This window comes from Sandaracinobacteroides hominis, from assembly GCF_016464365.1.
Taxonomy (GTDB): Bacteria; Pseudomonadota; Alphaproteobacteria; order Sphingomonadales; family Sphingomonadaceae; genus Sandaracinobacteroides; species Sandaracinobacteroides hominis.
The window spans coordinates 142,592-162,793 of the sequence record NZ_JADCUC010000005.1 but is presented as its reverse complement, the minus strand read 5'-3'; the positions used below and the strand labels follow the sequence as shown (position 1 = coordinate 162,793).

Genomic DNA, 20,202 nt, shown 5'->3' with positions numbered 1-20,202 from the left:
CTCAGGCGGCGTCGACGGCGGGGCTGGGCGACGCCGGGGGAATCGCCGGCGGATTGTCACGCCGGTGGGCCGTGAAATTGTCCATGTCGGCGTGAATGCGGGCGTGGATATCCTGTGTCACCAGATCATAGGCGACGCCGATGGCGTTGGCGAAGCCCTTGATGTTGGCGCCGCCGTGGCTTTTCACCACCACGCCGTTGAGGCCAAGGAAGACGGCGCCGTTGTGGTTGTTGGGATCGAGCTGGTCGCGCAGCGCCCGAAGTGCCGACTTGGAAAAGAGATAGCCGAGCTTGGTGAGCAGCGAAGCGCGATAGGCGTTTGCCAGCAGCCCGGTGACCAGCTTTGCCGTGCCCTCTGCGGTCTTCAGTGCGATGTTGCCGGAAAAGCCATCGGTGACGATGACGTCGGTATTGCCCTGCGCGATGCCGTTGCCCTCGACATTGCCGAGGAAATCAAGCGGCAGGTCGACAGCGGCGGTGCGAAGGAGGGCGGCCGCGTCGCGGATCGCCTCGGTCCCCTTCATGTCTTCCTCGCCGATGTTCAGGAAGGCGACCTTCGGCCGATCGAGCCCGAGCACGGTGCGGGCAAAGGCGGCGCCCATCACCGCGAACTGGACAAGGTTTTCCGCGTCGCAATCGGTATTGGCGCCCAGATCAAGCACCACCGAATCGCTTTTCAGCGTAGGCATCAGCGCCACGAGCGCGGGGCGATCGATACCTTCCATGGTGCGCAGCGCAAGCTTTGCCATCGCCATCAGCGCGCCGGTGTTGCCGGCGGAGACTGCAGCGGATGCATCCCCGGATTTCACCGACTCGATGGCAAGGCCCATGGACGTGGAGCGGGCGCGGCGGATCGCCTGGCCCGGCTTGTCGGTGCCCAGCACGACGCCTTCGACGTGGATGATTTCCGCCTCTGCCGCCACGCGGGGGGCCTTTGACAGCGCCGCGCGAACGGGGCCTTCCTGGCCATAGATACGGAACCGCACGTCGGGATAGCGCTCGCGCGCTACCTCTGCACCGGCCACCACCACTTCGGGCCCGACATCGCCGCCCATCGCATCCAGCGCGATAACGGGGTGTCGCCTGTCGGCCTTGCCGACAAGGGCTGTACTTTCTTCTGCGCTGCTCACGTCGCCTGCCTAATCCTCACATTCAGTTGCTGCAAGGAGCGGCTCGCCCAATCATCAGACAGGAGCCGGGCATCAGACACGAGCCAGGCATCAGACACGAGCCGGGCACGCGCGAAAGGCTCAGTCGGCCGAAGCGATGACTTCGCGGCCGTCGTAGAAGCCGCACGACGGGCAGATGTGGTGGGGAAGCTTCAGCTCGCCGCAGTTGCTGCATTCCTGCGGGACTACCGCGGTCAGCGCATCGTGGCTGCGCCGCATGTTGCGCCGGGAAGGCGAGGTCTTGCGCTTGGGGACGGCCATGAGGCACCTTCTTCAATCAAAAGGGCGGGAAGCGCGCACCTGACGCGCCCGAACCGCCCGGACAGTTGGGAATCGAGCGCGCGGTCTTAGCCAAAATTCCCGAAAAGGCAAGAGTGCATAAACGGCGATGGGGAGAGAATGCGATGCAAGTGACCATGATTTCGGCAGCTATCCTCGGCCTTCTGCTAGTTCTGCTGGCGTCGCGCATATCGGCCCTGCGCCGCAGTGGGCAGATTTCGCTGGGTGATGGCGGCAATGCAGAATTGCTGCTGCGTGTTCGTTCCCATGCCAATTGCACCGAATGGGCGCCGATCGGGCTGATCCTGATCTTTCTCGCGGAACAGGCCGTTGGCGCCAGCTGGTATGTGGTGGCGCTGGCAATCGCCTTTGTGGCCGGGCGGCTGATGCACCCGCTGGGCATGAAGCCCGGAATCCCCGGACCGGGTCGGATACTGGGGACGGTCCTTACCTATGTGACCGTCGCCATTCTGGCTCTTGTGGTTTTCGCACACGCGATCACGCGCTGCACGACTTGCGGCATGGTCTGATGCCCGGCATTGGCGGAACATGATTCCCGCCTTCTTCGGCCTTGCCGGCACCCAGCTCTCGCCCTCTGAAGCAGCCCTGTTTCGCGCATGCGAACCGGCGGGCTTCATCCTCTTTCGGCGCAATGTGGAAACGCCGGAACAGGTTCGGGCGCTGACCGATTCGCTGAAGGAACTGGCGGGCAACGCCAACGTGCCGATCCTGATCGACCAGGAGGGCGGACGCGTGGCCCGGTTGAGGCCACCGCACTGGCCCGAGTTTCCGCCGCCGGTGGTGTTCGGCGAGGCGTGGGAGAAGGCGCCGCTGACGGCGATGGCGGCGGCGCGCGCCAACGCACAGGGCCTGGGGGTGATGCTGGCGGAGCTGGGCATCAACGTCGATTGCCTGCCGCTGCTGGATGTGAAGGCCGACGACATGCACGAGGTGATCGGCGACCGCAGCTATGGCCGCGATCCGCACATGGTTGCCTCGCTGGGGCGGGCGACGCTGGACGGGCTGAAGGCGGGCGGCTGCGTCGGCGTAGTGAAGCATATTCCCGGGCACGGGCGCGGGACGCTGGATTCGCACCTGGCGCTGCCGACGGTGACGGCCAGTGCGGAAGAGCTGGAGACCGACCTCATTCCGTTCCGGCGGCTGGCGGACGCGCCAATGGCGATGACGGCGCATATTCTCTACACAGCGTGGGACACGGAGCTGTGCGCTTCGCTGTCGCCGACGATCATCCGCGACATCGTTCGCGGCAGCATTGGTTTCGACAATCTGCTGATGTCGGACGATCTGGGCATGCACGCGCTGGGCACCCAGCCGGGCGGCAACAGCATGGCCGGCCGTGCAAGAGGCGTCATCGAGGCGGGTTGCGACATTGCCCTGCATTGCGGCGGCGACTTTGCAGAGATGCAGGACGTGGCCGGCGCGCTGGGCGAGATCGGGGAGGCGGCGCGGGCGCGGCTGGAGCGGGCGATGGCATGGGCCGGCTCTGCAAGCGGCACGGTCGACGCGCTTGCTGCGCGGCGCGACGCGCTGCTCGCGGCTGCATGAACGAGATTTTCGCCGAGGACCCGCCACGCGCTGCTGAGGCAGCCGATACGCTGATCGTCAGTTTCGCCAGCTGGGAGGGCCCACTGGACCTGCTGCTGTCGCTGGCGCGGACGCAGAAGATCGATCTGGCCGCGATTCCGATCCTGCCGCTGGTGGAACAGTATCTGGTCTATATCCAGAAGGCGCGGGCGCTTCGGCTGGAGATTGCAGCCGATTATCTGGTGATGGCGGCCTGGCTTGCCTATCTGAAATCCGCCCTGCTGCTGCCGCGGGAGGAAAGCCCGGATCCCGATCCGCATGAGCTGGCCGACCGTTTGCGCTGGCGGCTGAAGCGGCTGGAAGCGATGCGGGCGGCTGCCGAGAAGCTGGTGAACCGAGACTTGCTGGGGCGCGATGTGTTTGCGCGCGGGATGCCCGAGGGGCTGCGCACGGTGCGCCAATCGAGCATCGACGCGAGCCTCTATGACCTGCTGTCGGCCTATGGGCAGATGCATGCGCGGCCGAAGGCAGAGCCGTGGACTCCGCATGCGAGGGGGGCGATCCTGACGCTGGAGGATGCGCTGGCGCGGCTTTCGGCGATGCTGGGGCAAGCGCTGGACTGGACCGACCTGAAGCGCTTCCTGCCGGATTCCGAAGACCCGGAGCTCACGCGCTCTACCATCGCCTCCAGCTTTGTAGCGGCGCTGGAACTGACTCGCATCGGGGCTGCGGAGCTTAGCCAGGCATCGGCCTTCGGGCCGCTGATGGTACGGGTGCGCCCGAAAGGCTAGGACGTAAGCCCGGTTAGATCATCGGCCGGCGCTGCGCCCAGGGCACCGCTGCCTCCAGCTCGGCCGCCAGTTGCAGCAAGGTCAGTTCATCAGCGAAGGGAGCCATGGCCATCACGCCGATGGGCAAGCCGTCGTGCGAGGTGCCGAGCGGCAGGCTGATTGCCGGGCAGCCGGTCATGTTGGCGAGGCTGGCATAGGGGCAGAATTGCTGGAACTCGCGGCCGAATTCGGATGGGTCGTCGGTGTCGAGATCGAGCAGGCCCAGTTCGACCGGCGGCTTGGCGAGGGTCGGCATCAGCAGGATGTCGTAAGAATCGAAGAAGCTGTCGATGGTGACCGCTGCCTGTTCGAACGTCGCCAGCGTCGCCTGCAGATCAAGCCCGGTGCGGCCGTTGCCGATGTGGCGCCACATGGCGGTGATCTTCTCGATCGATTCGGCGTCTGCCTCGTGACCTGCGGCGGCGGCGTGGGCGGTCAGCGTCCGGGTGACGCTGATGGCGATGTTGCACACATTGGCGTCGGACAGGGCCCCCATGTCGATGGTTGGGCGCGCTTCTTCGATGCTGTGACCCATCCGGCCCAACAGCAAAGCGGAATCATGCACGGTGGAGCGGACGTCGGGGTCGACGCGCTCTCCGGTGAGCGGCTCGATCATCAGGGCGATACGCAGACGGCGGGGGGCGACGGCATGTGCGGCGAGGTAACTGGCGGGGCGCGCCGGGCGCACCCGGTCTCCGGCGGCGGGAACTCCGAACAGGTCGAGGAACGCGGCAGCATCGCGGACGCTGCGGCTGATCGGTCCGATGCCGGAAAGGCCGTTCCAGTCCTCGACCTTGCCCGGCCCCAGCGGGATGCGCCCGCGCGAGGTCTTGAGGCCGAGGAGGCCGCAGCAGGAGGCCGGGACGCGCACCGATCCGCCCCCGTCGGACGCCTGCGCCATAGGCACCGCCCCGGCCGCGACGGCGCAGGCAGCGCCCCCCGAGGAGCCGCCTGTCGTGCGTTCGGTATTCCAGGGATTGCGGGTGCGGCCGGTGGCCTTGCTTTCGGTGGTGACGGTGAGGCCGAGTTCGGGCGTGGTGGTCTTGGCGAAGATGAGGAGGCCGGCGGCGTCGGCACGATCGACGAAGTTGGAATTGGTTTCGGCGATATGGTTCAGGAACAGGCTGCCGGAGCCGGTGCGGACTCCGGCTATGTCGATGCCGAGGTCTTTTACAAGGAACGGCACACCCGCGAGCGGCGACTCGGGCATCGGGCCATCGGCGAGGGCGAAGGCGCGATCCTCGCAATGCTGGGCGATATAGTTGAACTCGGCATTGGTGGCGCCGACGCGCTCGATGGCGGCCTCCAGCAGTTCGCGGGGGCTGACGTCGCCGCGCTTCACATGCTCGGCTAGACCTACGGCGTCCGTTTGGTGCAACAGTGTCGCGACGTCACTCGTCCAAGGGGCGGTCATGCAATTGCTCCATGCGCTTCAGGGCGGATGACAGGTCGTCGAGAAGATCGGCGGGGTCTTCCAGGCCGATCGAGAAGCGGAGCGACAGGCCCGCTGGCTTGTAACCCGGAAGTTTGCGCAGCTTTTCCGGGCTGGTGGGGATGCAAAGGCTTTCGTAGCCACCCCACGAGAAGCCGATACCGAAATGCTGAAGATCGTCGCAGAACAGCCCGGCGTCCGCGCGGCTGCCGACGTTGAGGACGACGCCGAACAGGCCCGAGGCGCCGCTGAAATCGCGCTTCCAGATTTCGTGGCCGGGGCAATCCGGGAAGGCCGGGTGCAGCACGCGATCGACCAGCGGATGCGCCTTCAGCCAGGAGGCGATTTCCATGGCCGACTGCTGGTGGCGCGCCATGCGCAGCGGCAGGGTGCGGAAGCCGCGCAGCGCCAGCGCCGCTTCGTCGCCGGAAACGCACTGGCCGAGCTGCCAGGCGGTTGAGCGCAGGCGGGCGAAGAAGGGCGCGGTGGCGCTGACCGAGCCCATCATCAGGTCGGAGTGGCCGCCGACATATTTGGTGATCGCCTGCATGACCATGTCGCAGCCGGCGGCGATACCCTTGAAGAAGTGGCTGGCGGCCCAGCTGTTGTCGAGGAGCGTGGGGATGCTGGCGGCGCGGGCAGCCGCCGTCATCGCTGGGATATCCTGCACCTCGAAGGTGAGCGAACCCGGCGATTCGAGGAGGAGAAGGCTGGTGTTCGGGCGGAACAGCGCGGCGATGCCGGCGCCGATCAGCGGATCATAGGGTTCTGCCTCGACGCCCAGACGCTTCAGCACGCCGGTGGAAAAGGCGGTGGTGGGATCGTAGGCGCTGTCCGGGAGGAGGATATGGTCGCCGGGGCGGGCGACGGAGAGGATGGCGCCGACGATGGCGGCAACGCCCGATGGATAGAGCATCGTACCGGCCGCGCCCGGTTCGAGCCCGGTCAGGGCTTCGCGAAGTGCCCATGTGGTGGGCGTGCCCTTGCGGCCATAGAACAGGGTATCGTCCTGTTTCGTGTTGGCCGCGTCCATGTCGGCGATGGTCGGGTAGAGAATGGTGGAGGCGCGCCAGACCGGCGGATTGACGATGCCGCCGGTCCGTTCGTGGTTATGCGTCCATTCCGGCCGCCGTCCGGCAGACGTCGACCAGGTCTCTGGCTTGTGGCTGTTGCCCACTTCCCCCGTCAGGCCCGGTCAGGGGCCGGTGACGACAGGTGTATCGGCCTGAGAGCCCCATTCTGCCCAGCTGCCGTCATAAAGCGCGGCGTCCTTCAGGCCCAGGACATGCGCTGCAAGGACAATCGAGGCCGCCGTCACGCCCGAGCCGCAGGTGGCGATCAGCGGCTTTTCCGGATCGATCCCGGCGGCTGCGAACGCAGCCTTCAGGCCGTCGGCATCCTTCAACTTGCCGGCCTCGTCATAGAGGGTGGTGGCAGGCAGGTTCTTGGCACCCGGCATGTGGCCGGGGCGGACGCCGGGGCGCGGTTCCGGCTCGGCGCCGGCAAAGCGGCCGGCGGGGCGGGCGTCGGCCACCTGCACGGCACCGGTCTTCAGATTCTCGCGCATGGCATCGAGATCGCGCACCGAAGAGGTATCGCCCCAGACGGTGAAGTGGCGGTGGCGGACGATGGGCTTGCCGCTTTCCAGCTCGCCGCCGGCCGCCTTCCAGGCTTCAAGTCCGCCATCCAACACGGCGACCTGATGCGCGCCGAAGACGCGGAACATGAACCAGGCGCGGGCGGCGGAGCGCAGCGGGCTGTTGTCATAGACTATGATGCGCGAACCGTCGCCGAGGCCCAGCGCCTGCGCGCGGCTGGCGAACTTTTCCGGGCGCGGCAGCATCAGCGGCAACCCGGAAGACGGATCGGTGACTTCCTCAAGGTCGAGGAAAACGGCGCCCGGGATGTGGGCGGCTTCGAACTCGGCCTTCGAATTCCGGTTGTGTTCTGGCAGGAACAGCGTGGCGTCGACGATGCGCACGTCGCTCTTGCTGAGTTCCGACTTCAACCACTCGGCGCTGACGATTGCGTCCATCGAAACCTCATCTCCTTAGGCCCATTCAGGCGATGTCCGACCTCTTAAACGCGGCTTTGGACGCCGACAAGCATGTCAAAAAATTGACACGCCATGGCACGCAAATGGGCACGCAAGCTTGCCGGAACCTTGCCGTTACAAGTGCGGGTCGGTCGGGTTGTTGAAGGCAGAAATCATGGAACAACTGTCGAGTAGCGCGATCAGGCAGCTTTTGCAGACGGCGCGGGAGAGCGCCGGCGGCGCGGCGCCGGGATTGCAGAAGGTGCAGCCGTGGGCAAAGCGGGAAAGCTATGAGATGGGCCGCCCGGAGCCCATTCTGGGAAGCCACGCTGCGTTGGCACCGCGCATGGGCAGCGGCCAGGTCGCGCCGGGCGGCATCGAGCGACGTCTCGTGCGCCGGGCCGAGACCATGTGGCTGGGGATGAAGCCGGAGGGCGAGCTGCCGGTCGCTTCGGCAGCGCTGCAGTTTGTCGCCGCGGCGATGGCCGGCCAGGCCCTGCTGCTGTCTTTGCCGGAGGGCGGGGATCCCGAGCTGCTGTTTGCCGGAGAGGCAATTTCCGCGCTGGCGCGGATCGAGCCCGGCCTGGCGCGCGCCGATTCCCGAAGCAATGCAACGCTTGCCGAACGACTGGTAGCGTTGGCAGTTCGCGCCGTGGCTACGGGTGCACCTGCTCTGATGGACAGCGACGGTGAAGCCGATGCAGGCGGCCGCGGGCGGGCGCATCTGCTGCTGCGGGCCATCGCCCTGCCCTTCCGGCCGGACAACGCTGCTGACGGGGCGCCGGCCGCCGTGGTGGTAGCGAGCTGGCGCAAGCTGCTGTCGGCGCGGGAGACGGCAGCGCTGCACCGCGAGCTGGCGGCCGCCATCGACTGGATGCACGGCAGCATGGAAGGTGGTGCGGGGCGCTGATTGGACTGCTACCTCTGTAACAAGCCCTTCGCTTGAAGCGCGCCGGAAGCTGGCGCATATCGGGCGAAAATGGAGGCGGGTGACCCGACCTCCGGGCGAGACACAGCGGGAATTTCCCGCACCGGAACGAGGTGGCTGATGCCGAGCACGGCGCAGAAGTCTGACGCAGAATCCAAGTCCAGCGGTGTGAAACAGGGGGCGGCAATTGATCCGACGAGCTTTCCGCCGGCGTTGCGGAGCCAGTTCCGCGAGTTGCTGTTTGCCACGGCCACCCCGGCGGAGATCGAGGGGCTTGCAGAAGCAGACCTCGACCGGATGGCGGATTTCGCCTTCCAGGCCTTTGCGGTGCGGCGAGCAGGCGCGCACAATATCCGCATCGGCGCCGGCGAGGGCGAGGTGGGGCATCGGCACATGCCGGTGGCGCTTTCCACCGACGACATGCCCTTCCTGGTGGACAGCGCGACAACGGCCATCGGCCGCAACGGGCTGGAGATCCAGCGGCTGCTGCACCCGATCCTGGGAGTCCGGCGGGACGGCGACGGCCGCGTGGTGGCGCTGGGCGAACCGGATGCACCGCGCGAGAGCCTGATCCTGATGGATGTGGAGCGGGCGCCGGCCCGGCTGCGCAGTGTCATCGCGCAAGAGCTGGACCAGGTCTATGCCGATGTGCGCAGCGCGGTGAACGACTGGCAATCGATGCTGAAGGACCTGCGTGGCGCGGCACGGACGCTGAACGACAGTCCGCCGCCGATCGCCCCGCATGTGCTGGCCGAGAATATCGCTTTCCTGGAGTGGCTGGCGGCCGACAATTTCACCCTGCTGGGGGCGGCTGATGGCGCACAGCGGCTGGGGCTGCTGCGCGACAACGCCCACTGGCCGGCGCCGGAGGAAGAAGGCGGCGCCGACGAGCCGGTGAGCATCCACAAGTCGCCGCTGCGGTCCACCGTGCATCGCTCGGTGCCGCTGGACGTGATTTCCGTGCGCCGCTTCGACAGCCACGGCAAGGTTTCGGGCGTGACGCACTTCGTCGGCCTGTTTGCCAGCGCCGCACTGCGGGAGAGTCCGCGCCGGGTGCCTCTGGTGCGGCGCAAGGTGGCGGAAGTGACCGAGCGGCTGGGCTTCACGCCACGCAGCCATGCCGGGCGAGCGCTGACGCATGTGATCGAGACCTTCCCGCGCGAAGAGCTGTTCCAGATTGACACCGAAGAGCTGCTGGGCATGGCGAAGGGCCTGCTGTCGCTGCAGGATCGGCCGCGTCCGCAGCTGTTTGCGCGCCGCGATACCCGCTCGGGCAAGGCCTCCATCCTCGTTTACATTCCGCGCGAAACCTATTCGGCCGACCTGCGCGTCCGCGTGGGCGACATGCTGGAAGCGGAATATGGGGGGAAGCTGGGCAAGTTCGACGCGGAGCTGCGCGCCGAGGGGCTGGCACGCGTGCATTATGTGGTGGAGGAGACCACACAGGATCCGGACAGCGAGCGGCTGAACCAGCGGCTGGTGCAGCTGACGCGCGGTTGGGACGACGACCTGGAGATGGCGCTTGTGGGCCGTGCGGGCGCGATCCGCGCGGCACGGCTGGCAATGACGCATGGCCGGGCCTTCTCGCCCGGCTATAGGTCGGAATTCACGCCGGCCGAGGCAGCCGACGATATTCTGCGGCTGACCGAGCTTTCGACGCCGGACGACCGGCACGTGGCGCTGTATCGGCGGGCGGGCGACCCGGATTCGACGATCCGGCTGAAAATCTATCGACTGGGGGAAATCATACCGCTGTCGGATTCGGTGCCGATGCTGGAGAATTTCGGCTTCCGGGTGATCGAAGAGGTTCCCTATGATCTGGCCGACGGCGAGATCGGCTGGATCCACGACTTCAAGCTGGAAACCTCGATCCCGCCGGCCGACCTTCCCGCATTCTGCAAGGTGGTGAACCCGGCGTTGGATGCAGTGCTGACCGGCGTTCAGGAGAACGACCCGTTCAACGCGCTGATTCCGGCCGCAGGGCTGACCGCCGAGGAAGCCAATTGGCTGCGCGCCTGGTTCCGCTACCTGCGGCAGACGGGCACCTCCTATTCGATCCAGACCGTGGTCGACGTGCTGCGGCGGAACCGGCCGGCGACGCTGGCGCTGATCGCGCTGTTCCGCGCGCGGCATTCCGCCAAGGGTACGGACGCGCAGGCGAAGGCGGCGGAGGAAGACTTCCGCGAGACGCTGGACGAGGTGCAGGCGATCGACGACGACCGTATCCTTCGGCTGTTCCACGGGCTGCTCGCCGCGATGCTGCGCACCAACGCCTTTGTGCCGGGCGGTCCGGCGGCGCTCGCCTTCAAGCTGGAGTCGGCGAAGGTTCCGGGGCTGCCGAAGCCGCTGCCCTGGCGGGAAATCTGGGTCTATTCGCCGCGCGTGGAGGGCATTCACCTGCGCGGTGGGCCGATTGCCCGGGGCGGGCTGCGCTGGTCTGACCGGCGCGACGATTTCCGCACCGAGGTGCTGGGGCTGGTGAAGGCGCAGATCGTCAAGAATTCGGTGATCGTGCCGACCGGCGCCAAGGGTGGATTCTATCCAAAGCAGTTGCCCGACCCGGCCGTGGACCGCGACGGCTGGGCGAAGGAGGGGCAGGAAGCCTACAAGATCTTCATCCGCACGCTGCTGTCGATCACCGACAATCTGGATGTCGAGGGCAAGGTGGTGCCGCCGGAGAATGTGCGGCGTCTGGATGCCGACGATCCCTATCTGGTGGTGGCAGCCGACAAGGGGACGGCGACCTTCTCCGATACCGCGAATGCGATTTCGGAGGATACCGGCTTCTGGCTGGACGACGCCTTCGCTTCGGGCGGGTCGGTTGGATATGACCACAAGGCGATGGGCATCACCGCGCGCGGTGCCTGGGTGTCGGTGACGCGGCACTTTGCCGAAATGGGCGTGGACGTGCAGACGGATCCGGTGACGGTGGCCGGCGTCGGCGACATGTCGGGCGACGTGTTCGGCAACGGCATGCTGCTGTCGAAATCGCTGAAGCTGGTGGCGGCGTTCGACCATCGCCACATCTTCCTGGACCCTTCGCCGGATGCCGCGAAGAGCTGGAAGGAGCGGGCGCGGATGTTCGCCCTGCCGCGCTCCAGCTGGGCGGACTATAATCCCAAGCTGATCTCGGCGGGCGGCGGTGTATTCCCGCGTTCGCAGAAATCGATTCCGCTGTCGGCGGAAGTGCGGGCCCTGCTGGGGGTGACGGCCGAGGCGATGGCGCCATCCGAGCTGATGACGGCGATCCTGAAGGCGAAGGTCGACCTGCTGTGGTTCGGCGGCATCGGCACCTATGTGAAGGCAGCGTCGGAAACCCATGCCGAGGTCGGCGACCGCGCCAACGATTCGCAGCGGGTGGACGGTGGCGAGATTCGTGCCCGGGTGATCGGCGAGGGCGCCAACCTGGGGGCGACACAGGCCGGGCGGATCGAATATGCGAGCCACGGTGGGCGGCTGAATACCGATTTCATCGATAATTCGGCAGGCGTCGACACCTCTGACCATGAGGTGAACATCAAGATCGCGCTGTCGTCGGCCACACGCACCGGCAAGCTGGACATGCCCAAGCGCGACGCCCTGCTGGCAAGCATGACCGACGAGGTGGCGGCGCTGGTGCTTTCCAACAACGCGGCGCAGACTCTGGTGCTGTCGGTGGCGGAATCGCACGCCGCGCCGCGGCTGGCCGACCATGTGCAGTTGATGGAGATGCTGGAAGCCTCCGGCCGGCTGGACCGGGTGGTGGAGGGTCTGCCGGGGCCGCGCGAGATCGAGGAGCGCAAGCGGCTGGGGCGTGGCCTGACGCGGCCGGAGCTGGCGGTGCTGCTCTCCTATACGAAGATGGAGCTGAAGGACACGCTGGTGCAATCGCCGGTGGTGGGCGATCCGCTGCTGGAGGAGGATCTGTTCCGCGCCTTTCCGCCTGCCATGCGCGAGGATTTCGCCGGCGAGATCCGCGGCCACCAGCTGCGGCGGGAAATCGTTTCCACCAAGCTCGCGAACCTGCTGGTGAACCGGGGCGGGCTGACGCTGGGGCATGATCTGGCGGCGGAGCTTGGCTGCCCGCTGAGCACGATCGCCGCTGCCTTCGTTTCGGCTCGGACGCTGTTTGATCTGGAGAGCCTGTGGAAGGCGATCGATTCGGCACAGGTGCCGGCGCAGGTCGCGCTGGGGCTGCATGCGGAGGCGGCCAGGATCACCCGCACGCTGGTGGGCGATCTCGCCCGCCGCAGCGGCGCTGAAAGCCCGGCGCGGCTGTCTGCCCGCCTTGCGCCAGGCCTGAAGCGGTTGCTGGGCAAGCTGGACAATCTCCTGCGGCCGGAGCCGCGGGCGCAGGTGGAGGCGGTGCGGCAGCGGCTGACGACGGCTGGTGCACCGGCCAATGTCGTCGACTGGATCGCCACGCTGAACGCGCTTTCCGGAGCGGCGGGCGTGGTGGCGCTCGCCTCTGACCTCAACCTCGACGAGGGCAAGACGGCGCAGGCCTATACGCGTTTGGGCGAGGCGCTGGGGATCGACTGGGCGCAAGGAGCCGCACAGGCCCTGAACCCGGCCGACAACTGGGAGCGGCTGCTGGCCGCGACTACGGCGCGCGGCTTTGAATCCATGCGGCTGGACCTGATCCGGCGGCTGGCGGCTGATGGCGGAGACCCGCTGGCGGATGCGGAGGCGTGGCTGAAGTCGCACGACGCCGATGTTTCCGCGCTGGCCCGGACAATCCAGGCGGCGCGGCAATCCGGTGCGCCGACCTTGCCGATGCTGGCGCATCTGGCGACGATCGCCCGCCACGCGCTTTCGGAGTGAGCGCAGGAAGGTGAACGGGGTTGAAGTCGGGGCGCGTTTCCGCTAGGGGCGCGCCTCCCGAAGAAAGCCGGAGGGGCCAGCGGAATTCGCCGCAGGCCAGCCGATCGGCAAGAGAGAAAGAGACATCATGCCGTTTTACGAGCATGTGTATCTTGCGCGTCAGGATCTGGCGCCCGCGCAGGTGGAGGCCCTTACCGAGGCCTTCAGCAAGATCATCACCGACATGGGCGGAACCGTTGCCACCACCGAATACTGGGGTCTGCGCAACATTGCCTATCGCATCGCCAAGAACCGCAAGGCGCACTATGTGCTGCTGAACATCGACGGCCCGGCGCCGGCGATCCTGGAGCTGGAGCGCCAGGTTGCGTTGAACGAAGACGTGATCCGCTATCAGACCATCCGCGTGGATGCGCTGGAAGCCGGCCCGTCGGCGATGATGAAGAAGTCCGACCGCGCCGAGCGTGGGGAACGCGGTGACCGGGGCGAGCGCGGCGAACGTGGTGATCGCGGCCCCCGTCCGGATCGTGGTGACCGGGGCGACCGCCCCGAGCGCGCCCCGCGCGAGCGCACTCAAGAAGGAGCCTGGTAAGCCATGGCACGCCCGTTTTTCCGTCGCCGCAAGAGCTGCCCCTTTTCGGGCAACAATGCGCCGAAGATCGACTACAAGGACATCCGCCTGTTGCAGGGCTTCGTCTCTGAGCGGGGCAAGATCGTCCCTTCGCGCATCACGGCGGTTTCCGCCAAGAAGCAGCGCGAACTTTCGCAAGCCATCAAGCGCGCACGCCACCTCGGCCTGCTGCCCTACCTCGTCAAGTAAGGAGCATATTCGATGGATGTGATCCTTCTCGAACGCGTCGAAAAGCTCGGCCGCATCGGCGATGTCGTTTCCGTGAAGCCCGGCTTCGCGCGGAACTTCCTGCTGCCGCGCGGCAAGGCCCTTCGCGCCACCGAAGCCAACAAGTCGAAGTTCGAAGCGCAGCGCGCAACGATCGAAGCCGACAACGCCAAGCGCCGTGAAGCCGCCGAAGCGCAGGCGAAGACGATGACCGACGTGTCGGTTGTCCTCATCCGCCAGGCCTCGAACGCTGGCGCGCTTTACGGTTCGGTCTCGGCCCGCGACGTGGCCGAAGCCATCAGCGAAGCTGGCCACAAGATCGTCAAGTCGGCCGTGGTGCTGGACAAGCCGATCAAGCTGCTGGGCATTTCCGAAGTGAAGCTGGTGCTGCACCCGGAAGTGACGCTGACCGCCAAGGTCAATGTCGCCCGCTCGCCGGAAGAAGCCGAGCTGCAGGCCAAGGGCGTCGACGTGACCGCCGACCTCTTCGAGCGCGAAGAAGCTGGCTTCACGGAAGACTTCGATCCGAACGCCGAACCCGGCGCGACGGCGGAAGTTGCAGCCGACGAAGCTGGCGAAGAAGCCGCTTCGGAAGCCTGATAGCCTCAGGTTTGCAGATTCAGGGGCGCCCACTGCGAGGTGGGCGCCCCTTTCTGTATCGGGTCCGTATCGGGAAACGGTCAGCCGCGGTTGGCGGCTTCAGCCACGATCAGCCGCGCCTCGGCAGCGTGGCCCACGGCGGTGAGCGCGGCAGCGATGCGGCGAAGATAATCTGGTGGCACGTCGCCCCAGCTTCCCTGCAGTCCGGTGGCGGCAATTACCATCACTTCACCCGTGCGGCGGGAGGCGACAGCGCGATCCAGCGCCCGCGTCCAGTCGTTGGTGATGGGGGTGATCTCGGCGCCCACGCTGCCCCGGCCGAGGCCCTGCAGTCCGGCCGCAAGCAGCTGTGCCCGGTGCGGCGAGACCTTGCCCGCCCACTTGTCGTAGAGGCCCGAATCGAGCGGCAAGGTCGAAACCGCGACCAGCTGCGCCCAGACCGCTGCGCGCACGTCGCTGTCGGCGTCCGCCGTTGCCGCCCACCAGCGGATGGCACTGGGCGTGATGCCGGCGCTGACAAGCGAGGCGACAATCGCCGGCGCATCCGGTGCGAGGCCGCTGCTGGCGGGAATCCGGGCGGCAGCAGGTGCCGTGGAGATCTGCCAGCCATAATTTTCCAGTGAGCCTGCTGGTGCGCGGCCCCAGAGCGACTTCATTGCGTCCAGCCGGTCGCCGATGTCGGCAGCCAAATTGGCCGTGCGCAACTGGCCGCCCGGGCTGTTGCCGGCTTGAGCCGGATCGAGCCCGGCGGCTTCGGCGGCAAGGATGCGGTTCAGCTCAGCGGTGCTGACGGCTCCGGTCGCGGCGGCTGCCGGTGCAAAGCCGGCGCGCTGGCCGATACTTTGTGCGGGCAGGCGGACGATCCAAGCCCGCTGTGCAACAGTGGCATTGCGCAGAAATTCTTCGGGCAGCTCAAGCCCGGCGGCGCTGGAAAGGCCGATTCGCCAGGCGGTAAGGCCGCCCTTCACTTCGCTCCACTCCGGGTTCGCTCCGCGCCGGCTGCCGCCTGTTGCAGAGGCCACCCGTTCGGCAAGCCCGATATCGAAGGCGGAGACATCCCCGTCCTTGCGCAGCCGGTCGAACATGGCTGTGGCGCCGATATCGTCGCCCAGGATCGCCAGGCACATCGCATCCATCAGCGTCCATGTCGGCGTGGCCGTCAGCACCCGGGCAGTGGGCGACAGGGGGCACAGCGCCATCGGATCGGCGGTCGCCAGCGAAGCCTGCGCGGCCGCCGCGTAGAGCCGCTCGGTGTAGCTGTCGATGGTGATGGAGGAGGCGAGCCGGTGGGCGTCGGCTGCATCGCCCATTGCCGTCAGTGCCGAGCTGCGGGCAGCAACCCAATCGGCAGGAGCCAGGGAGGCGGGTGCCGTGGTGCGGCTGACCAGCGCCCGCTGCAGCATGACCTGCGCCCAGCGGCTGGCGAGCGGTGCGTCGAGGCGGTTCAGCAGCGTGGCAAGGAAGCGTCCGTCGGCGCCGGAGAACAGATCGGCCGGATAGCCGCCGATGGCAGGCGTCAGGAAGCCGGCGAAGTCCGGCGAGACGGTGGGGCCGGCGAGAAGCGCCAGCGGATCGACCTCTTCCGTCTCCTGCGGCTTGGGAAGTTCGGCGGTCTGCTGCTGAGCCGGCAGGGGGTCGAAGCCCGGGATATCCGTTGGCCCGGCCGAGATTTCCGGCGTGTCGGCCTGAACGGTGCCGGCGGGCGGCGGCGGAGGCGTGGCTATATCATCGGGTAGCAGGGACTTCGGCGCCCCGCCCGACGTCGGTGGCGCTGCGTCCTGGGCGGCAAGAGGCGCTGCAAGGAGCAGCGAGGCAGCGAGCAGCAGGCTCGCACGCGGGTTCCGGAGAGGATTTGCACGCAAAGGCATGGCGACCCTATAGCGGCGGCGATGAAGCAAGCGGAAGCCCCCTCCCCTGCGATTGCCGCAACCGACGGCAAACGGCTGCGCCCCGACTGGCGGCGGCGGCCGATCGTGCTGGTCGGGCTGATGGGATCGGGCAAGTCCACGGTGGGCAAGCGGCTGGCGGCCCGGCTGCACTGGCCGTTCGTCGACGCCGACGCCGAGATCGAGACGGCGGCGCAGATGCCGATCTCCGACATCTTCTCGCGTTTTGGCGAGCCGCATTTCCGCGACGGCGAGCGGCGGGTGATCGCCAGGCTGATGGAGACGGGCCACAAGGTGATTGCCACGGGGGGTGGCGCCTTTGTCGATGCCGCGACGCGCGAGCTGATCCTGCGCGATGGGACGGCGGTGTGGCTGGATGCGGAGATCGATACGCTGGTGCAGCGCGTCGCCAGGCGGGGACATCGCCCCTTGCTGGTGGATCGCGATCCGAAACAGGTTCTTACCGAATTGATGGCGGTGCGTGGCCCCTGCTATGCGCAGGCGCCAATCCGCATTCTGTCGGCAAACGGTCCGCACGAGGAAACGGTGAATGCCATCCTTGACGAACTGCGCCGGCGCGACCCGAAAGCGCATACATGATCGATGTACCTGTTGCCCTGAACGACCGAAGCTACAGCATTTCCATAGGGCGGGGATTGCTGGCGCAGGCGGGGGAGCGGCTCGCGGCGTTCACCAGGCGCAAGCGTGTTGCCATCATTACGGACGAAAGCGTGGCCGCACGGCACCTCCCGGCGCTGGTCGCCGGGCTTCAGGGGTTCGAGCCGACGCCCATCGTGCTGCCGGCGGGCGAAGGAACCAAGAGCTTTGCCCAGCTGGAGCAGCTGCTGGACCGGTTGCTGGCGCTGGACCTTACGCGTTCCGACGTGGTGCTGGCGCTGGGGGGCGGCGTGATCGGCGACCTGACGGGATTTGCCGCTGCGATCCTGAAGCGCGGGACGAATTTCATCCAGATTCCCACCACCCTGCTGGCGATGGTCGACAGCTCGGTGGGTGGGAAGACCGGCATCAATACCAAGGCCGGCAAGAATCTGGTCGGCGCCTTTCACCAGCCGCTGGCGGTCTGGGCGGATCTCGATTGCCTGACCACACTGCCAGCGCGTGAAATGCGGGCAGGCTATGCCGAAATCGTGAAGTACGGGCTGATTTCCGATCCGGCATTCTATGAATGGTGCGAAGCGAATGCCCCTCGGCTGCTGGCCGGAGACGCGCAGGCGCTGGCGCATGCGGTGGCGCAAAGCTGCCGCGCGAAGGCCGCGATCGTTGCCGCCGACGAGCGGGAGACCGACGATGTTCGCGCCCTCCTGAACCTGGGGCACACCTTTGGCCATGCGCTGGAAGCGGAGACGGGTTTTTCCACCAAGCTGCTGCATGGCGAGGCCGTGGGCATCGGCATGGCGCAGGCGTTTCGTTTCTCGGCGCTGCGCGGGCTTTGCCCGCAAGCGGATGCCGAACGGCTGACGGCGCATCTGCAATCGCTGGGCATGATGGCCTGGCCGGCAGAGGCCGGAATTTCTGCCGACGCGGCCGCCCGGCTGGTAGCGCACATGGCGCACGACAAGAAAAAGACGGCGGACGGCCTGCCCTTTATCCTGGCGCGCGAGATCGGCGACGCCTTTGTTGCCAAGGGCGTGCCGCTGGAGGCAGTGACGGCCTTTCTGCAAGCCGACCTGAGCGGATCGAGCGAACGGAGGAGCGCTGCATGAGCGAATTCCCATTCCAGCTGAGCGACGGAGAATGGCGGCAGAAGCTGACGCCGGAACAATATCAGGTGATGCGCCAGCACGGCACCGAACGGCCGGGCAGCTGCGACCTGCTGCGTGAAAAGCGGGCTGGCCAGTTCGTCTGCGCCGGCTGCGGGCAGCCACTGTTCACATCGGGCACCAAGTTCGAAAGCGGAACCGGATGGCCGAGCTTTGATACGCCGGTAGAGGGTGGCATTGAAACCTCGCGCGATACCAGCCACGGCATGGTGCGGATGGAAGTGCATTGCGCCAACTGCGGCAGCCACATGGGGCATGTGTTCCCCGATGGTCCGCCGCCAACCGGCCTGCGCTATTGCATCAACGGGGTCGCGCTGGACTTCGTACCCGACGCCTAGACGGCGCACCGGCCAGCCGCGCGACCCCTGACGCGCCTCTAGACCGCCGGGGCGGACAGGAGCGCCGTTCGCCGAGACCTGCGCAGCGCGAACCCGGTTGCCCCGAAGCCGGCCAGCATCAGCGCCCAGCTCGCCGGTTCCGGAACGACCGCCGGGCCGCCGAAGCCGCCGCTGAAGCCGAAGCTGCCGAAATCGCTGTCGCAGCTGTTGGTGATGACGTTGGTATCGAGTGTCACGGCTGCGGTCGTCACCAGCGCGCGGCCGCACAGTATCTGCGCGCCCGTGTTCATCGTGATGCTGGCGGTTGCCAGGATGTTGCCGGCAAAGACCGTGGTGGTGCCCAGCGTCGCCGAGCTGCCGACATTCCAGTAGAGCTGGGTGTCGCTGTCGCCATTGATGACTGTCACCGACGATGCGCTGCTTGTGGTCAGCGTGGAGCCGATCTGGAAGACGAACAGCGCATCGGGATTGTTCTGCGCGTCCAGTACGAGGGCGCCGTCCAGGAAGGCGGAGCTTGCGAAGCTGTAGACCCCGGGCGTGAGCATCAGGACGGTGCCGCCGGACCCGAGTGTTACCCCGGTGAGGTCACCTGTGGGGGCAAGCGCCGCCAGACTGAGCTTTGCGGCGGTGAGATCGGCCTGGGCGAGCAATGCGACGGCGTCGGTCTGGTGCACCGCTCCGGTGAGCGTGATGTCGGCAAGGCCGGTGATCGACGTGCCCGGGCTCACCCCCAGATCGCCGACGATAGTGGTCGGCCCGGTGTTGGTGACGGTTTCGGCCCCGAGAACCGCAAATTCCTGCGCAGTCTGCAGAACGGTGGCGGCCTGGGCGGGGATTGCCACCACCGCCAGCGCTGCGATGGCGAAGAGAAGTCGCGCTCGGGACGGATGAGATGGACCTCGGTCGTGGGCTGGAGACAGCATAGAATTCATCCCTTTTCGATGGAGTCAGCGCATCGTATCCGGACTATTTCCGAATATTTTTGCACATATTTTTGGAAAACTTTCGTCAGTTCCGCAGCGAATTCTGAATTGCCCTTCAGTCGATTCGCAAAACTACACTTAAACAATTTTCAAAGTCATACAATCGATTATTTAATAATATTGAAATCGATATTTTAGGACAAATTCCGAACTATTGCCTTTGCTGTGCCGGTAATTTCAGAAACTGGTGCCCGAAGTGCGGATTTCCCATCGTGGCAAGGATGCCGCGGTGCTCCTCGCAGCACCTGAAACGCGCTTCGACTGCGCCGGATCGGCGGCTACGACAGTGGAGCGGTCAACGCCTGCTGGCAAAAAAGACCCTGAGCAGAGCGGCCGCCTCGGCCTCGGCAACGCCGGATACCACCTCGGGCCGGTGGCGGCTGTGGGTGAAGATGCGCGGCCCATGCTCCACACCGCCACCCTTCGGATCGGAGGCGGCATAAACCAGCCTGGCGATCCGCGCCTCCGCGATTGCGGCGGCGCACATCGGGCAGGGCTCCAGCGTCACCCACAGCGTGCAGCCGGTCAGCCGTTCGTTGCCGAGTACCCGGGCCGCCTCGCGCAGCACCAGCATTTCGGCGTGCGCTGTGGGATCGGGCAGTGTCCGGGTGAGGTTGTAGGCCTCGGCGATCAAGGCGCCGTCCGGACCGGTCAAAACCGCCCCCACCGGAACCTCGCCTTTTGCAGCCGCCTCGCGGGCGAGCGAGAGCGCCCTGCCCATCTCCGACTTGAATCTGCCTTGCATGTCGATCGACTAAA

Annotated in this window: 19 protein-coding genes; 11 read left to right on the top strand and 8 right to left on the bottom strand. The window is 66.7% G+C overall.

The features are described 5' to 3' along the window. Position 1: 1 nt before the first annotated feature. Together plsX and rpmF are read right to left on the bottom strand one after the other, a co-directional pair. Positions 2 to 1,129, bottom strand: a complete 1,128-nt coding sequence (plsX, locus tag IM784_RS12005; protein ID WP_328799523.1) for a phosphate acyltransferase PlsX — start codon at positions 1,127 to 1,129, stop codon at positions 2 to 4. A 120-nt stretch (positions 1,130 to 1,249) separates the two neighbouring features. Beyond that, positions 1,250 to 1,429 carry a 50S ribosomal protein L32 gene (rpmF, locus tag IM784_RS12000; protein WP_199555573.1) on the bottom strand — a complete coding sequence of 60 codons (180 nt, stop codon included), beginning with the start codon at positions 1,427 to 1,429 and terminating at the stop codon, positions 1,250 to 1,252. A gap of 65 nt (positions 1,430 to 1,494) precedes the next feature. Here rpmF and IM784_RS11995 point away from each other — a divergent pair, with 65 nt between their 5' ends. From IM784_RS11995 to IM784_RS11985, 3 genes are read left to right on the top strand one after another with little or no spacing between them, the layout of a single operon-like run. Continuing rightward, positions 1,495 to 1,977, top strand: coding sequence for an MAPEG family protein (locus tag IM784_RS11995; RefSeq protein ID WP_199555572.1), 483 nt, complete (start codon positions 1,495 to 1,497; stop codon positions 1,975 to 1,977). A gap of 19 nt (positions 1,978 to 1,996) precedes the next feature. Continuing rightward, positions 1,997 to 3,013 carry a beta-N-acetylhexosaminidase gene (nagZ, locus tag IM784_RS11990; protein WP_199555571.1) on the top strand — a complete coding sequence of 339 codons (1,017 nt, stop codon included), beginning with the start codon at positions 1,997 to 1,999 and terminating at the stop codon, positions 3,011 to 3,013. Beyond that, positions 3,010 to 3,783, top strand: coding sequence for a segregation and condensation protein A (locus IM784_RS11985; RefSeq protein WP_199555570.1), 774 nt, complete (start codon positions 3,010 to 3,012; stop codon positions 3,781 to 3,783). Before nagZ ends, IM784_RS11985 begins: the two co-directional genes overlap by 4 nt. A gap of 13 nt (positions 3,784 to 3,796) precedes the next feature. On the opposite strand, the gene IM784_RS11980 is transcribed toward IM784_RS11985, so the two are convergent. Genes IM784_RS11980 through sseA form a run of 3 tightly spaced genes read right to left on the bottom strand, consistent with a single transcriptional unit; the run spans position 3,797 to position 7,289 of the window. Next, positions 3,797 to 5,236, bottom strand: a complete 1,440-nt coding sequence (locus IM784_RS11980; protein WP_199555568.1) for an amidase — start codon at positions 5,234 to 5,236, stop codon at positions 3,797 to 3,799. Then, on the bottom strand, positions 5,214 to 6,431 hold the full coding sequence (gene metC, locus IM784_RS11975; RefSeq protein WP_328799522.1) for a cystathionine beta-lyase: 1,218 nt from the start codon (positions 6,429 to 6,431) through the stop codon (positions 5,214 to 5,216). Before metC ends, IM784_RS11980 begins: the two co-directional genes overlap by 23 nt. A gap of 18 nt (positions 6,432 to 6,449) precedes the next feature. After that, the gene (gene sseA / locus IM784_RS11970; protein WP_199555567.1) at positions 6,450 to 7,289 is read right to left on the bottom strand and encodes a 3-mercaptopyruvate sulfurtransferase; all 840 of its coding nucleotides are present in this window, start codon (positions 7,287 to 7,289) and stop codon (positions 6,450 to 6,452) included. Positions 7,290 to 7,464: 175 nt separating this feature from the next. Here sseA and IM784_RS11965 point away from each other — a divergent pair, with 175 nt between their 5' ends. The 5 genes from IM784_RS11965 (at position 7,465) to rplI (ending at position 14,455) form a co-directional block, all read left to right on the top strand. Next, entirely contained in the window at positions 7,465 to 8,199 is a 735-nt protein-coding gene (locus IM784_RS11965; protein WP_199555566.1) for a hypothetical protein, read from the top strand. 138 nt (positions 8,200 to 8,337) lie between these two features. Then, a complete protein-coding gene (locus IM784_RS11960; RefSeq protein WP_199555565.1) occupies positions 8,338 to 13,020 on the top strand; it encodes an NAD-glutamate dehydrogenase in 4,683 nt (1,560 codons plus the stop codon). A gap of 127 nt (positions 13,021 to 13,147) precedes the next feature. After that, complete coding sequence (gene rpsF, locus IM784_RS11955; RefSeq protein WP_199555564.1) at positions 13,148 to 13,609, top strand: 30S ribosomal protein S6; 462 nt, start codon at positions 13,148 to 13,150, stop codon at positions 13,607 to 13,609. A gap of 3 nt (positions 13,610 to 13,612) precedes the next feature. After that, entirely contained in the window at positions 13,613 to 13,837 is a 225-nt protein-coding gene (rpsR, locus tag IM784_RS11950; protein WP_140929080.1) for a 30S ribosomal protein S18, read from the top strand. A gap of 12 nt (positions 13,838 to 13,849) precedes the next feature. Further along, the gene (rplI, locus tag IM784_RS11945; protein WP_199555563.1) at positions 13,850 to 14,455 is read left to right on the top strand and encodes a 50S ribosomal protein L9; all 606 of its coding nucleotides are present in this window, start codon (positions 13,850 to 13,852) and stop codon (positions 14,453 to 14,455) included. 80 nt (positions 14,456 to 14,535) lie between these two features. Here the strand turns inward: rplI and IM784_RS11940 are convergent, their stop codons facing one another. Next, positions 14,536 to 16,323: a hypothetical protein gene (locus IM784_RS11940; protein WP_199555562.1), complete on the bottom strand. Its 1,788-nt coding sequence runs from the start codon at positions 16,321 to 16,323 to the stop codon at positions 14,536 to 14,538. Positions 16,324 to 16,344: 21 nt separating this feature from the next. On the opposite strand from IM784_RS11940, the gene IM784_RS11935 reads away from it, so the two are divergent. From IM784_RS11935 to msrB, 3 genes are read left to right on the top strand one after another with little or no spacing between them, the layout of a single operon-like run. Next, complete coding sequence (locus IM784_RS11935) at positions 16,345 to 16,941, top strand: shikimate kinase (RefSeq protein WP_199555561.1); 597 nt, start codon at positions 16,345 to 16,347, stop codon at positions 16,939 to 16,941. Further along, entirely contained in the window at positions 16,938 to 18,065 is a 1,128-nt protein-coding gene (aroB, locus tag IM784_RS11930) for a 3-dehydroquinate synthase (protein WP_199555560.1), read from the top strand. The genes IM784_RS11935 and aroB overlap by 4 nt, the downstream gene beginning before the upstream one ends. Continuing rightward, positions 18,062 to 18,460 carry a peptide-methionine (R)-S-oxide reductase MsrB gene (gene msrB, locus IM784_RS11925; protein WP_199555559.1) on the top strand — a complete coding sequence of 133 codons (399 nt, stop codon included), beginning with the start codon at positions 18,062 to 18,064 and terminating at the stop codon, positions 18,458 to 18,460. The genes aroB and msrB overlap by 4 nt, the downstream gene beginning before the upstream one ends. Positions 18,461 to 18,498: 38 nt before the next feature. On the opposite strand, the gene IM784_RS11920 is transcribed toward msrB, so the two are convergent. Together IM784_RS11920 and IM784_RS11915 are read right to left on the bottom strand one after the other, a co-directional pair. Continuing rightward, positions 18,499 to 19,383 carry an ice-binding family protein gene (locus tag IM784_RS11920; RefSeq protein WP_199555558.1) on the bottom strand — a complete coding sequence of 295 codons (885 nt, stop codon included), beginning with the start codon at positions 19,381 to 19,383 and terminating at the stop codon, positions 18,499 to 18,501. A gap of 355 nt (positions 19,384 to 19,738) precedes the next feature. Continuing rightward, positions 19,739 to 20,188, bottom strand: coding sequence for a nucleoside deaminase (locus IM784_RS11915; protein WP_235977136.1), 450 nt, complete (start codon positions 20,186 to 20,188; stop codon positions 19,739 to 19,741). Positions 20,189 to 20,202 lie beyond the last annotated feature (14 nt).

Excerpts from the sequence above, each read along its gene's own strand:
- rpmF (WP_199555573.1), bottom strand. The coding sequence starts at position 1,429 with ATGGCCGTCCCCAAGCGCAAGACCTCGCCTTCCCGGCGCAACATGCGG.
- nagZ (WP_199555571.1), top strand. The coding sequence starts at position 1,997 with ATGATTCCCGCCTTCTTCGGCCTTGCCGGCACCCAGCTCTCGCCCTCT.
- IM784_RS11985 (WP_199555570.1), top strand. The coding sequence starts at position 3,010 with ATGAACGAGATTTTCGCCGAGGACCCGCCACGCGCTGCTGAGGCAGCC.
- IM784_RS11980 (WP_199555568.1), bottom strand. The coding sequence starts at position 5,236 with ATGACCGCCCCTTGGACGAGTGACGTCGCGACACTGTTGCACCAAACG.
- sseA (WP_199555567.1), bottom strand. The coding sequence starts at position 7,289 with ATGGACGCAATCGTCAGCGCCGAGTGGTTGAAGTCGGAACTCAGCAAG.
- IM784_RS11965 (WP_199555566.1), top strand. The coding sequence starts at position 7,465 with ATGGAACAACTGTCGAGTAGCGCGATCAGGCAGCTTTTGCAGACGGCG.
- IM784_RS11960 (WP_199555565.1), top strand. The coding sequence starts at position 8,338 with ATGCCGAGCACGGCGCAGAAGTCTGACGCAGAATCCAAGTCCAGCGGT.
- rpsF (WP_199555564.1), top strand. The coding sequence starts at position 13,148 with ATGCCGTTTTACGAGCATGTGTATCTTGCGCGTCAGGATCTGGCGCCC.
- rpsR (WP_140929080.1), top strand. The coding sequence starts at position 13,613 with ATGGCACGCCCGTTTTTCCGTCGCCGCAAGAGCTGCCCCTTTTCGGGC.
- rplI (WP_199555563.1), top strand. The coding sequence starts at position 13,850 with ATGGATGTGATCCTTCTCGAACGCGTCGAAAAGCTCGGCCGCATCGGC.
- IM784_RS11940 (WP_199555562.1), bottom strand. The coding sequence starts at position 16,323 with ATGCCTTTGCGTGCAAATCCTCTCCGGAACCCGCGTGCGAGCCTGCTG.
- IM784_RS11935 (WP_199555561.1), top strand. The coding sequence starts at position 16,345 with ATGAAGCAAGCGGAAGCCCCCTCCCCTGCGATTGCCGCAACCGACGGC.
- aroB (WP_199555560.1), top strand. The coding sequence starts at position 16,938 with ATGATCGATGTACCTGTTGCCCTGAACGACCGAAGCTACAGCATTTCC.
- msrB (WP_199555559.1), top strand. The coding sequence starts at position 18,062 with ATGAGCGAATTCCCATTCCAGCTGAGCGACGGAGAATGGCGGCAGAAG.
- IM784_RS11920 (WP_199555558.1), bottom strand. The coding sequence starts at position 19,383 with ATGCTGTCTCCAGCCCACGACCGAGGTCCATCTCATCCGTCCCGAGCG.
- IM784_RS11915 (WP_235977136.1), bottom strand. The coding sequence starts at position 20,188 with ATGCAAGGCAGATTCAAGTCGGAGATGGGCAGGGCGCTCTCGCTCGCC.